The organism is Prosthecobacter sp. (assembly GCF_046154365.1).
In the GTDB taxonomy this organism is placed as follows: domain Bacteria; phylum Verrucomicrobiota; class Verrucomicrobiia; order Verrucomicrobiales; family Verrucomicrobiaceae; genus Prosthecobacter.
Window position 1 is genome coordinate 39,169 of record NZ_JBJXFV010000009.1, and the last position, 12,909, is coordinate 52,077.

The window sequence follows — 12,909 nt, forward strand, 5'->3', positions numbered from 1 at the left end:
CGGTACAGGGATTTTAGTTGTTAGCTTGCGCACCTTTGGTTGAAGCCAAAAGCATTCAAAGGGACTACTTTTGCAGGGTTGCCCACTGCTAGGCAGTGATCCGGGACGTCGCGGGTCACAACCGAATTCGAAGACACGATGCTGTGCTTACCAACAGTCGCCCCGTTGAGAATTACGGTATTGACTCCGAGCCATGTGTGATCTCCAATTTTGATGGGTTTGCCCATCTCATTGGGCATCAATGCGGGGGGCAGATCAGGATTGTTGTGCAGGTGGTTGCCGTCGGAAATATAAACGCGGTCGGCTATTCCTGCATGGATGCCTATCTCGATGTCACGGTTACAGTTGATAAAGAAAAAATCGCCGATGGTGGCCCCGTCAGCAATCTTCAGCCGCGGGCAACGTGGCATCCAGATTTTTTCAGGGATGTTGTAAGCGACGGAGGGGTAGTGTTGGGCAAGGTACTCCTTTAACTCCGCGAATGACGTCTGCATGAATATCTTTCCAAACCTTCCTAGACTGACCCAGTTGCCAATGTGAATCAGCTTCGGGTGGGCAATGCTTGTCGGGGTTCGGATTTTCGAAAACGAGCCAAAGTAGCCAAAAGTATCCTTTTCTTCTTCGGTGATGTTCATCTCGAAAGTTGAATTGAAGATTTGTTCCGTATCAGCACGCCTGGTTACCATCTGGACATGCTTGGCCGCAGATTCCACAGCATTTAGCGGTCCTTCTGAATTAGAGAGCCAGCCCGCACGGAGTACTTCGATCGTTATCTCACCACGCCAGCCGGCCTTGGTGATCTTCTGTTGGATGCGGCTTTTCAGATTATCTACATCCGTCACACGAGGACCTCCAAATTCCGCCAGCACTACGAGGTGCTCGTCTTCGCTTCCCATTAGGACACGGACAGCCTGCATATTGATATCCTCGTCCGCAGCCACCAAATGTTCAATTTTCTCTATGTTCATACGGTTTGCACAAATGTTTTGTATTCAGGCATGGTCGTTCTTAGCTCACAAACTTGGGCTGCATCATCCTGTCCGGTGTGCCAGCCCAACTTTGCGAAGAAACGCTGCGCATATTCATTCTTTGAAGTTGGCACAATTGTGCAGAGCACGCTGGTGCAGCCACGCAGCCGTGCTTCGTCAATCAATCTGTTCAGAATGGATTCCTCCAATGTTCTTGTGAAGACACGGCAGCTCATTACCCAGTTTTCAACGATAAGAACTGAGCCTTCACAGCGCGCCGCTAACGCTGAGACCAAACCGTGATTGGAAAATTTATCCTTCAATCGCCCTGCCAGCAGCAGTTTGTCTGGTGAGTTCATCATCTGCTGCAAAGATACTTTTTCATACTTGCGGCCTGTGAGATTGAACTGGTTGGTCTTGCTGAAGAGTTGTTCGAGGCGGGGCAGGTCGCCCTCATGGGCAGGGCCGATCGAGGCCTCCATTGCCAGTCCGCTCAAATGCGCATCGAGATCCACCGACGAATCACCCGTCCGTGTGATCTGCTGAGCGGCGGCATAGCTTTGCGCTCGGGCTAGATCCTCGGTGGTGAAATCCAGCGGGGTAAACAGTTGCAGCTCTTCGATGCGGCGTGGGAAGCCGGCCGGATCGCCGCTCATTTCAATCACGGTGACCTCGGGTAAGACGGCACGCACTTCCTCACACTCGGCGGGATTGTCATCAACAAATACGAGACTGTCTAAACCCAGATTCAACTGGTGAGCAATGGCGCGGATGTTGTCCGATTTCCTCTCCCAGTTACAGATGAAGGCACCGAAGTCGTCCTGCCGCAGTACGGTCTCAGGATGTCTGTTAAATACCTCGGCAGCAGTTTGTGCATGGTTTTTGCTATTGACGGCGAGCACTGTTCCTAGCCGCTGCAATGACTTAAGGTAGCGTCCAAACTCGGCATAGGCTTCGCCTGACGCGGAAACATTGCCCAACTGGATGCCGTCGAGACCGTCATCACCAATTACCCCACCCCATAGCGTGTTGTCTAGGTCGGTAACGAGGCATTTTCGCGTTGTACCGAGCATGCCGCGTAGCAACCCAGCCAAGGCACGGCCATAGTGATAAATGAGACTGGGATCAAATCCATGTTTGCTATGATGATACCAGCGCGAATCATGCCACTGGCGGCGTCCGCAGTTGGCCGCGATCTGGTAAGTGTCTAGCACGCGAATTTCGTGCCCATCGTGTTCCCACAGGCGGTCATTAAGCAACCGGACAAAATTGGTGGCGGACCAATCTAGGCGGCCTTCAAGCCGTCCGAGCGGCAGCACGGACGGCAACTCGAAATTGTGCTGGATGATCCGCGCGCTAGTGGCCACCGCGATGGCATGCCAGCGAGCTCGGCAGGCAGCTAGCACCTCGTCAGCCATATGTCCGATAACTACAGACTCCGCTCCCGCAGGCGGGAAAGAGGTCAAATTTACTGTTCCGGTGGCAAAAAGAACGATGTCCGGCCTAAACTGATAAAGTCCGCTGGAAGGGTCCAGTGGCTCAGACTCAAAAGTATTGTAGGTTCCTTCGTAAATCTCGGCCCAATAGCCTTCGGCCAGTGCCAAAGGGAGCAGCAGTTGCTTAATGGGGTCAGTTGTGTAACCGCCAACCAGTGCAAAGCGGATGACTTTTCCTCCTGTGAGGATATTCCATGCAGCCGCATGTGCCTGTAGTTCGCGGTTAAGTTTTTGCAAGTCGGGAATTTTAAAAGACCCGAGCATGGCGTGCCGCAATGCACTCCAAGCATCATCAAACCTGCCATCTACGGCATGTTTTTTGATGCGGGCGAGCGCGTCGGCAAAGTTCATGGCTGCTTGCGCGCGAGAAAGCCTGCGATTGTCGGACGGAACTCCACAGGCTTTTCCGGATAATTGCACTCAATTTGTGTGTCATGAATTATCCAACCCGCTTTTTCAATCTGGGTTTCGACTTCCTTGGGTGAGCGGTACAAGTAGATGTGATCAGTGTGAGCAGCGTTGATGGCGGCAGTGATGTAGGCCCAGCCGCCGGGTCGAACGGCCGCAAACAGCCCGTGAATGAAAGCCTGAGGGTCTTCCAGATGTTCCAGCACCTCCTGACTGATGACGAAGTCTGCTTTTTGCTCGATGGGCTTTGAGATGATGTCTTGATTGCGTATCTCATAGCGGTCGGCCAGACCGTGTGCTTGCACGACGCGGTAGGTGAACTTGAGGGCGTAATCGCTGATGTCATATCCTATCCCGCGGACCTTGGGCAGAGTTTGTAGAATTTTCTGGGAGTACAGGCCACAGCCGACGCCGATTTCGTAAAAGAGGGAAACATCCTTGGCGATGATCGGCAACAACACATCCGTGAAATGGCGGAGCATTCGCTGATGATGCGGCCAGATTGAATGCGAGAGGTACTGTCCTGGCAGGTAGCGTTTCTCCATGTACTCGGATGAGTGGTAGCACTCTTTAAGCACCTCTTGGTAGTTTGTTGCCTTATAATGGCCATGCTTTTCAAAGAAGACTTGAGCTCGCAGTGCTTCGGTGCAGAACTCGGCATAGCCATCTGCGGCCTCTTCCCATCGCTGGTTAGGCTCCGATCCAAAAACCTTGTCGATGTGTCCGGAAATCTCATCTTCCCAAGCGCTGCCAAACTGCTCGAGACTGCGGTCCCATAGAGTTGCGTATGTTGCGTATTTGGTATGAACGAGCTTGGAAAGTTGCTGGAACGAGGATGGTTTCATGATGGCGTTGCTGGATTGAGACTCCGAATTATGCTGGTGACTTTGCCAGTGGCGAACATGCTTCCGGCTAAATTTTTCACGGTAATTTTGATTGTTATTTGTCCAGTGCTTTGAGAAACGCCGCTCACCGTTCCAGTTACGACGATGGTCTGCGGAGCAATTAAGGGAGATCGGAACTGAAGTTCACAGGACTGCATGATTCCGTGCCTGCCGGGCAGCAGCATTCCTATCAGCGCAGACACATAAGCCCCGATTAGGAAGCCGTGGGCGACGCAGGATGGGTGTCCCTTAGAACGCGCAAATTCCTCATCCACATGCAGGGGGGAGTAATCTCCGCTGAGTCGGGAGAAAGCAGAGACATCTTCCGGTCGGACATGGACTTCAATTCTTTCCTCGTGGCCGACTGCAAGAGATTGTATCGTGTGTTCCTTTGCCGTCATAGAAACGGAGGGAGATCAGGGCTTGACCCCTTTGGCTTGCAAGAGAGTAATCAAATCGCCAACACAAGCCATCTGACCGAGTTCAGTGGTGGTGAAACTGACTTTAAAAGCCTCCTCAAGGGCCACGATGAGGTTAATATGCGCAAATGAATCCCACCCTTCAACATCGGCCGCGGAAAGGGATTCGGAAACCTCCAGAGAGGGGGCATCGAAAACATTTCTGAAGATGGGGGTAACAAGTTTGATCAGATTCGAGCGCATGAGGTTTTGGACATAGCTATGTGTCATCTGCTTCGCAACTTGAAATTCATTATTTTCCTGCGCTTACTGGCCCTCCAAAAGCTCGATCATAGCACCATCCACACCTTGGAGAAGTTCCAGGCGCAGAGATTTTCCAGCGACCGCTAGATCCATGATGCCGGTGGAGTGTAGAGCACCATTTTGGAAGGCCGACACACGATCCCTGTCGATGTTGGAGCATACCATGGAAATAACACGGAAACCCGGGCCATCGAGAAGGCTAGGGATCGCGGTCTTTTCTCGGGGTAGTAGCAATAGGGTTGCACGCCAGTGCGGCATTAGGCTGCGGAATTCGAGCTGGAGGCTGCCCGGAGGTCCGTCCTGCGCAGCGGCGCGCTTGAAGCCGAGACCTTTTTGCCAGAAGCGGCTCGCAGCATCCATGTCGGTGACAAAATGGGTGATCAAACTGGGCACGGGGGCTGTGGCGGCGAATTGCAGCGGGCAGGTGAGGTGACCGAGGGGTGCGTGAATCTGCGGTTGCGGCAGGACGATCTGCATGGGCGAATCGGAGCGGTCTGGCAGCTCATCCGCATAGTGGATGAGCTCGACGGGCGTGCCCTGCCCCGGATGCATGAAGATGAGACCCTGCTCGGTAGATTGAGTGCTCATAAAGGGCCGCTTGCCGGGGTGCGTGGGGATGCTGCGCTGTTCAAACTGCGTCTTCCAGCCGATGGACTCCAAGGTCTGCCTGTCGCGGGTGAGATCCGTGCTCGCCAGGACGATGTGGCTGACTCCGAGGATCATGGTTTTGCCGCCAGCAGTCTTTGGACTTCGCGATTCAGGATCTTGCCCGTGCTGCCGAGCGGGAACTCATCGAGTTGCTTGAGCTTGGTCGGCACGGCGGCCTGGGCGAGATGCTTGCGGCAGTGCTGGAGGATGGAGGATTGCTCGTCGGCCAGGACAAGTTCTGGCTTGAGCTTGAGCACGGCGGCGACTTCTTCGCCATAAAAATCATGCGGGATGCCAACGACGACGGCGTCATCGACCGAGGGATGATGCAGCAGGCATTCGCGGACTGCACGCGGGCTGAGGTTCTGACCACCACGGATGATGAGATCCTTTTTGCGGCCTGTGATGAAGATGCTTCCATCGTCCTGCATGAGGCCGATGTCGCCAGTTGGGAACCATTCATCGGCAGGTGATGCCTCGACTTCGCCAGTCTCCGTGTTGAGGTAGCCGAGCATCTTGAAGGGGGTGCGGACGAGGATCTCGCCCTCCTGCGAAGCGGTCTGATGACTGCCATTTTCAGCGGTGGTAATGAACTCGACTCCAGCGAGCAAACTGCCGACCGAATCTTCCAGCCGTGGCTTGGTGGGCACGTTTCCACTGATGATGAGAAGCTCGGACAAGCCGTAGCTTTCCATGCACTCGACGCCGTATTTGGTCTCGAAGTCCTTCTTCAGTTTCAAAGCAAGAGGCGCGGTGCCGACACAGACGCTTTTGACGTTCGCGCGGCAGTAATCGATGCCCGCCTGATCGCGATCCAAACGCAGCAGCGAGGCCATCATCGTGGGTGAGAGCCAGAGCGTATTTGCCTGATGCTCCAGCACTGGTTTCCAGAAAGCGAGGATGGTCTGCGCGGTGAACGCACAGGAGAGCACCACGCTGCTGCCAGCCATGAATGGGGACATGAGCGTGTTCAGGTAGCCGCTGCTGTAGGCCATGGGCCAGATGTGCAAAAAGCGATGCTCAGGGCCGAACTGCATCGCTTCATTGAAGGCGACGGCATTGCCAAACTCGGAGCGCACGGGATGCACCACACCTTTCGGACGCCCGGTGGTGCCGGAGGTGAAAAGGATGAGCAGTGTGTCGTCATCGTTGACATCCGCGAGCGGGATAATTGATGGATCTGTCGTGCCTTGATCGAAGGTCCAGGCTTCATCGACATCCTCGGGATGGAAGCTCGTCTCCTGTCCGAGAGCGACGCGCAGTTGCTTCAGGGTGTTGAGTTTCTCAGTCGCCTGCAAAACGAGGGAGCGAGTGCAGCGCGAGAAGAGCAGCAGCTTGGCGCCGCTGTGCTGGAGGATGTAGCTGACGTCATCCGTGTGCAGCGCCTGGTTCACAGGCACGGCTACGGCACCGATGAAGAGGCAACTGAAGTACATCGCGGCAAACTCAGCGGAGTTCGCCAGCACCAGGGCGACTCGGTCGCCTTTGCCAATGCCGTGGCTTTTTAGCAGTGCTGCACCACGCAGGCCCCATTCATGAAGCTCGGCGAAGGTCCACGAGCGACCGGTCATCGATTCGATCAAAAACACCCGGTCTCGATTCTCTTCGAAGACGCTGCGGATGCGGTTAACGAGCGTGGTCTGCGACATGAAGGCGAGGTGATTAGTTTTTCTCCGCCATGGCGGAGATGCGTGAGGCGAGGATGCCCTGGCCGGTGGCTTCGATTTTGTTTTGCAGCCATTTCAGGCCTGAGGCGACCTTGCTGAAGCTGAGGTTCACCAGAGTGATGAAGTCCACTGCCTGCGCGCGATTTTGCACGGCCTGATCCTCGCTGAGAACGGTGACCAACTGCTCTCTCGTTACGAGGTAACGTTCCAAAATGCCCTGCACGAGCTTGGCCTTCGGCTGGCGCGTGTTGTCACCAGTGAGGTAAATGTTCACGGCTGGATTGAGTGCTTCAAAGGCGGCCGGATCGAGCGGACGGAGTCGATAGTTCAGGCGGCTGTGCGTGCGCTCATGCCGGGCGAGTTCGAGGAGATCCTTGAGGTCGCGGTCGATGAGCTGGAGGAACTGCTTGGCCAGCGTTTCCATGTAGGGGCCTTCTTCGCTCGCCTCCTGAAGGAACCAGTTGGTGCCCTGGACGTCTTTGTTGAATCCGGCAAACTCGAGGAACATGGCCGAATCAAATCCAGCGAGCCGCAGCACGGCGGCGAGTTCGATCACGGAGAGCGTGCGTTCATCGAGGCGGGAGAGCAGGTAGCCCGCCATGGCGGCGGCACCGGCGGGTTCCGGCTTCTTCGAATGCTGCATGATGTAGCGGACACGCTCCTCGGCGCTCATGCTGGCAAACGCGGGCTGGCTGGCGGCGCGGTGCATGTCATCGGCATAGATCAAAGCCTGCGCGATGGGGTTCAGCGTGTGTGTGGCGGGATGAAAGGTTTCCTTGCCCATGAAGGGGCCGTTGCAAAGCAGGCTTGCCTTGAGGATCGAGTAACAGCGGTTGCCGTTGGCATAGGAGCTGGAGCCAAGACCGACGTAGGCGGTGCCACGACCGGAGAGATGTCGTTCGACGACAACACCGAGGAGCTGCGCGAGTGACTGGAGATTGGCGAGGTCAAAGACGCCGTGAATACGTGTGGGCAGATCTTTGCCGAGTTGCTGACGGTTGAGGAAGCTGTCGATGGCAGGGAAGGTGGCCTTCAAATCCGCGCGGATGGACGGGCTGAGCTTCTGGGGCTCGCGCAATTCAAGATCAGCGAGCACGGCGGCGGCGAGCGCGGCACCGATCGAGGCCTGATTCCACGTGCTGATGGCTGCCGTGTCATTGCGCGGGATCGTTTCATCCAGCATCACGAGATAGCCTGCCATGAGGCCGAACAAACCGCCCTCTACACCGCCACGGACGACGATGCGGCTGCCTTCGATGCTGCATCCGAGCGAGCGCAGGGTGTAGCTCACTTTCTCATCGGCCAGGAGCTGCGCGGTGGTGCAGCGGCGTTCGCGTGCCACATCGCCGAGAGAGTTGGCCAGCAGGTTTTGCAGCTCGTCCGAGCTTTGCGGATTGGTGGGGAAGAAGTAGCCGCCTGAGTCGAGCGCATCTTTGAGCGCACCGGGGTCGCGCTGTTTGCGGTTAATGTAGGTGTGCAGGACGGTGAGAGGCGGCTGCTCGGTTTCCAAGGAACGCAGATGCTCTGTCTTTTCCGCATTCATGAAGTCAGCCTGCTCGTCAGGGCACCAGATGATCAGCCAGCCTTCATCGTCATTGAGTGCGGTGAAGTTTTTGCCAGCCAGACTCACGGGCTTTTTCTGCATGAAGCGCAGCGCTTCATGGAGGGAGATGCCCATGTTGGAAGAAGTGGAGCAGACGATGGGACGTGCGCCGTAAACCTTCCAGATGGCGAGCGCTTCGAGATCGATCTTGGCAATCTCGGCATCGGTGACGGCGGCGATTTCGGCTTCGGAAAAGATCGCGGCGCGGCCTTCATCGAGCGTTGTTTTGCGGGAGCGCAGGAAAGCGAGCGCATCGGCTTTGAGGGAGGCTTTATCAGCTTTCTGAAGTCGGCGCAGTTCCTTGAGGATGTGCTCGCCGAGCAGGCCGAGGCCATTGAAGCACTTCACGCAACTGCCGTAGTCCTTCCAGCCGCGCAGAAAGCGCATGCGGCGTCCGACAGCCAGTCCGGCCAGCGGTGCGTCGAAGATGAGATTGTCATGCGAAGCGTCGTAGGGCAGCAGACCGGCCTGGGGCGGGACGCGGTTGATCACACCGAGTCTGCGGGCGAGATGCACGGTGAAAATCGCCAGGTCCATGGGCTGGAGGGCCTCGGGGTCCGGGTGCTTGCCAAAAATGACAAAACCCTGCTCGGCGGCGACAGAATCATCCAGGCCAGGAACGGTGGTGTGCAGATAGAAAGACTTCGACATGTGTATTTAGCGGGAGAGTGCCGCGGAGAGGCGTTCCAATGCCAATAACTGGGCTGCGATGGCGAGGGAAACGCTCCGCTCGCGGGCAACTTGGAGCATACTAGTGGCAGTGGCAATCATTCGCGTGTCGAGCCTGCTGCGAGCATCCTCAGCCGACCAGAGTGCTCCGCCACGGTTTTGTGCCCATTCAAAGTGACTCATGGTGATGCCTCCCGCATTGACCACCACGTCTGGGATGATTTCGATGCCTTGTTCGATGACGGCGGCCTCTGCATCGGCGGCGATGGGGCTGTTGGCGATTTCGACGATCCAACGGCACTGCAAGTGCGGCGTGAGCGCAGCGGTGATTTGACCTGCCGTGGCCGCAGGGATGATGAGATCAGCCTTGAGGGTCAAAACATCGACGGCGGAGAGCGCGGTGGCATCAGGAAGCTGCAAATCCTTGAAGGATCGGTCCTGTTCCTTGGCCTGCCAGAGCACCTCGGCATCGAGTCCAGCGGGCGAATGAAGTCCGCCGCTGGAATCGCTGGCGGCGACGAGGCGCAGGCCATTTTGCTGCAAAACACGTGCCAGATGCCCGCCCGCGCTGCCATAGCCCTGTACGGCAAAAGTAAGGCCTGCGGGTTGGATGCCACGCTCGGCGAGGACGGCACTCAAAACGGCCCATGCACCGCGCGCGGTGGCTCCTGGTCGCCCAGGAATGCCGCCAAGTGCGGGTGGCTTGCCGTTGATGGCTCCAGGAATGCTGGCGCGGCGTGTTTTGTTGAATTGATCGGCCATCCAGCCCATCACTTGCGCGTCCGTGCCAAGATCGGGCGAGAGAATATCCACGTCCGGGCCGACTTCCTCGCCAAGGGCATCAAGGTAGGCGCGGGCGAGCTGCTCTTTTTCGCGTGATGAGAGTGTGCGGGGATCGACGGCCACGCCACCACCAGCACCGCCATGAGGCAGTCCATTGACGGCGCATTTGAGGAGCAGACGGAAAGCCAGCGCGGTGAGATCTGCCTCGTTAGTAGCTGGGTGGAAGCGCACGCCGCCCTTGGTGGGGCCGAAGCAGTTTGAATAGACAACGCGCCATCCTGTAAATGTTTGAAGTCCGCCGTGATCCATCCGCACCGGCAGCGCGAATCGTCGCACGCTGCGGGGTTCTTGAAGTCTTACGAGCGCATCTCCCGGTAGAGGTGCCAGCCTCAATGCCGCGTCGAACCGTGGTCCACCATGAGGTGGCAGATTGGAAGTGGTGACGTTGTTGTTTTGAGACATGTGCAAATGGGGAAGTGGCTGTTTCGCCGCTTTTTGGCAAGCAAATCATTGCCAGGTGCTCAGCCATGCCAGCGCATGGGCACGCCGTGGGCGGCGAGGTGATTTTTGGCCTCTAGCGGGGTTTGCTGGGTGAAATGGAAGATGCTAGCGGCGGCTACGGCGCTGGCACCGCCGTCACGGACGGCTTGGAGCATGTGCGCATAATTGCCGGCTCCACCGGAGGCGATGACGGGGATTTTCACGGCGGCGGCGACTACCCGGATGAGATCAAGGTCATAGCCCTGCATGGTGCCGTCACGCTCGATGGAGGTGATGAGGATTTCTCCGGCACCGAGCTTTTCTAGCTCGGCAGCCCATGCGGCGGGATGACGACCAATGGGTTTGGCGCTGCTGTGGCTGTGGCATTGCAGGCTACCGTCCGGCATGCGGCGAGCATCGATGCTGGCGACGATGCATTGTGCTCCGAATCTTGACGATGCTTCGCGCACGAGTTCAGGGTGCTCGTACGCGGCGCTATTGATACTCACTTTGTCGGCTCCTGAGCGTAGCAGTTGAGTGATGTGCTCCATGGTGCTGATGCCGCCGCCGACGGTCAGCGGCACGAAGCATTCGGCAGAGAATTCGGCCACGGATTCGTAGTCGGGTTCGCGTTCCTCTGAGGTGGCGGTGATGTCCACGAGGATGAGCTCGTCCACTTCACGGGTGTTGTACACCTTGATGGCTGGCAGCACCGTTCCGACGCGCCGCCAACTGTCGAAGCCGATGCCCTTTACCAGACCGAAGTCCTTCCAGAGCAGGGTGGGGATGACACGAGTCTTCAGCATCGTCAGCGTGAAAGGAAGTTGCGGATGATTTGAAAGCCTGGTCGGGAACTTTTTTCTGGATGGAACTGGGCACCCATGACATTGCCGGCGCTGACGATGGAGGTAAAACCGCCACAATAGGGCGTGTTGGCGAGGGCATGCGCGGCATCGGTCGTGCGGAAGTGATAGCTGTGCACGAAGTAGAAGTCGGTGCCATCTTTGATCCCGCTGGTGAGCGGGTGGGGCCGGGTGAAATGCACTTCGTTCCAGCCGACATGAGGGATGCGTTCGTTTGTGCTGTCGGGATCAAGCCTCACGACTTCCCCCGGAATCAATCCCAGGCCGGTTGTTGCTTCATTCTCATGGCCCTGAGTGGCAAGAAGCTGCATGCCCAGGCAGATGCCGAGCAGGTGGATGTCTGGATTGGTCAGTGTCTGGCGCAGTTTGTCCGGCCAGCCGGCAGCGTTCAGGTGGGCCATGCCGTCCGGGAAAGCGCCGACGCCTGGCAGCACGATACGCTCTGCCTGGTCGAGATCGGCAGGATCGGCCGAGATGCTGACCTCGGCGCCGCACTCCTCGAATGCGCGGCGCACGGAGCCAAGATTGCTCATGCCGTAGTCAATGATGAGAACGTTCACGCGTTGTCGTAATTGATCTTGGTCAGGTTGCCATGGCTGTCTTTGATGAGATTGCCCTTGGCATCCCGCAGGAAGATTTTCTTGTTGGTGAAGCGGTCACAGATTTTGTTGAATTGTTCCTGACTGATCCCGAGCGGCTCGATGATTGCCTCCAGTGGTTTGCCCAGGTAGGTCCATGGATATTTACCATCATGGCGGCGCACCATGTCCTGCGCGTCGGCGCGGGTGATGCGGCCGCGGCGCAGATGCAGACACGCCAGGTCTGTGGCACGGCCGAAACCGAATTTGAGAAACTTGAAGTAGTCGTGGATGCCGTGCTGATGATTGTCGAGGTTCTCGTAATTGACGACGGAGCCTTCAATGGTCGTGGGATAGCTTTCAAAGCCGTGCGCTTGGGCAATGAGGGCGTTTGAATAGCCATCCCATGGCAGGTAGTGCCCCAGAAACAGCCCCGTCACGCCGACGCGCTTAAGTTCTTCATCACTGGGATAGGAATAGGGGATGATGTCTCTCGCGGTGATGCCTTCCAGGCCGATGAGATCAGTCACGCGCAGTCCCAGCATGCCACCAAATTCCTCCAGCCAACGGCGGTCGAGAACGTTATTTTCCGACGCCGCTGCTGGGCCACCGTATTCGTTCTGAGAGTTTTCACCCCAGACGAGCAATGGCACGCCGAACTGGACAGCCGCACGCACCGGGATGGTGAAGATGCCCACATGTTCAGGCCAGGCGATGTCACCCACCTGATCCAAGCCAATGCGGTTGAGTTTGCGCCGCACGATTGGATTGGGGGTGAACTCAACGTAATCGACTCCCAGGCTTTTGAGGTTCTGGATATTGCGGCGGCCGATGTCTGCCAGATCACAGGTCGTGGACGTGACGCAGAGAGGGTTCAACCCGAGCTGGAGCATGCGCACGACTTGAAATGTGCTGTCCTTGCCACCACTCACAGGAACGATGCAATCCCAGTTGGAGCCATCTGGTCTGCGGTATCTCTCCAGCAACTGCTCCAGTTCACGTTTGCGTTTGTCCCAGTCGGTCTCTTTGCGGTTCTCATAGGAACGGCAGGCGTTGCAGACGCCCTGCTCATCCAGCTTGAGGTCCGGTTTGGTGTCCGGCATTACGCAGTGAGTACAATATTTGAGTGGGTGCATAAAG

Annotated in this window: 12 protein-coding genes; all 12 read right to left on the reverse strand. The window is 57.0% G+C overall.

Features of this window, described 5'->3' with window-relative positions; genetic code table 11:
* Positions 1–20 precede the first annotated feature (20 nt).
* A complete protein-coding gene (locus tag ACKVY0_RS01250; RefSeq protein ID WP_409212963.1) occupies positions 21–968 on the reverse strand; it encodes an acyltransferase in 948 nt (315 codons plus the stop codon).
* On the reverse strand, positions 965–2,815 hold the full coding sequence (locus ACKVY0_RS01255) for an HAD-IIIC family phosphatase (RefSeq protein ID WP_409212964.1): 1,851 nt from the start codon (positions 2,813–2,815) through the stop codon (positions 965–967). Before ACKVY0_RS01255 ends, ACKVY0_RS01250 begins: the two co-directional genes overlap by 4 nt.
* Entirely contained in the window at positions 2,812–3,717 is a 906-nt protein-coding gene (locus ACKVY0_RS01260; RefSeq protein WP_409212965.1) for a class I SAM-dependent methyltransferase, read from the reverse strand. The genes ACKVY0_RS01255 and ACKVY0_RS01260 overlap by 4 nt, the downstream gene beginning before the upstream one ends.
* Positions 3,714–4,157: a MaoC/PaaZ C-terminal domain-containing protein gene (locus tag ACKVY0_RS01265; RefSeq protein ID WP_409212966.1), complete on the reverse strand. Its 444-nt coding sequence runs from the start codon at positions 4,155–4,157 to the stop codon at positions 3,714–3,716. Before ACKVY0_RS01265 ends, ACKVY0_RS01260 begins: the two co-directional genes overlap by 4 nt.
* 15 nt (positions 4,158–4,172) lie before the next feature.
* A complete protein-coding gene (locus tag ACKVY0_RS01270; protein ID WP_409212967.1) occupies positions 4,173–4,418 on the reverse strand; it encodes an acyl carrier protein in 246 nt (81 codons plus the stop codon).
* A 63-nt stretch (positions 4,419–4,481) separates the two neighbouring features.
* Entirely contained in the window at positions 4,482–5,201 is a 720-nt protein-coding gene (locus ACKVY0_RS01275; protein WP_409212968.1) for a VOC family protein, read from the reverse strand.
* Positions 5,198–6,775, reverse strand: coding sequence for a class I adenylate-forming enzyme family protein (locus ACKVY0_RS01280; protein WP_409212969.1), 1,578 nt, complete (start codon positions 6,773–6,775; stop codon positions 5,198–5,200). Before ACKVY0_RS01280 ends, ACKVY0_RS01275 begins: the two co-directional genes overlap by 4 nt.
* Before the next feature lie 13 nt (positions 6,776–6,788).
* Entirely contained in the window at positions 6,789–9,047 is a 2,259-nt protein-coding gene (locus ACKVY0_RS01285; RefSeq protein ID WP_409212970.1) for a hypothetical protein, read from the reverse strand.
* 6 nt (positions 9,048–9,053) lie between these two features.
* Positions 9,054–10,184 (reverse strand): Glu/Leu/Phe/Val family dehydrogenase, encoded by a 1,131-nt coding sequence (locus ACKVY0_RS01290; protein WP_409212971.1) that lies wholly within the window; start codon positions 10,182–10,184, stop codon positions 9,054–9,056.
* A 185-nt stretch (positions 10,185–10,369) separates the two neighbouring features.
* Positions 10,370–11,134 carry an imidazole glycerol phosphate synthase subunit HisF gene (gene hisF / locus ACKVY0_RS01295; protein WP_409212972.1) on the reverse strand — a complete coding sequence of 255 codons (765 nt, stop codon included), beginning with the start codon at positions 11,132–11,134 and terminating at the stop codon, positions 10,370–10,372.
* Positions 11,135–11,136: 2 nt separating this feature from the next.
* The gene (hisH, locus tag ACKVY0_RS01300) at positions 11,137–11,751 is read right to left on the reverse strand and encodes an imidazole glycerol phosphate synthase subunit HisH (protein WP_409212973.1); all 615 of its coding nucleotides are present in this window, start codon (positions 11,749–11,751) and stop codon (positions 11,137–11,139) included.
* Entirely contained in the window at positions 11,748–12,905 is a 1,158-nt protein-coding gene (locus ACKVY0_RS01305) for an N-acetyl sugar amidotransferase (RefSeq protein WP_409212974.1), read from the reverse strand. Before ACKVY0_RS01305 ends, hisH begins: the two co-directional genes overlap by 4 nt.
* Positions 12,906–12,909 lie beyond the last annotated feature (4 nt).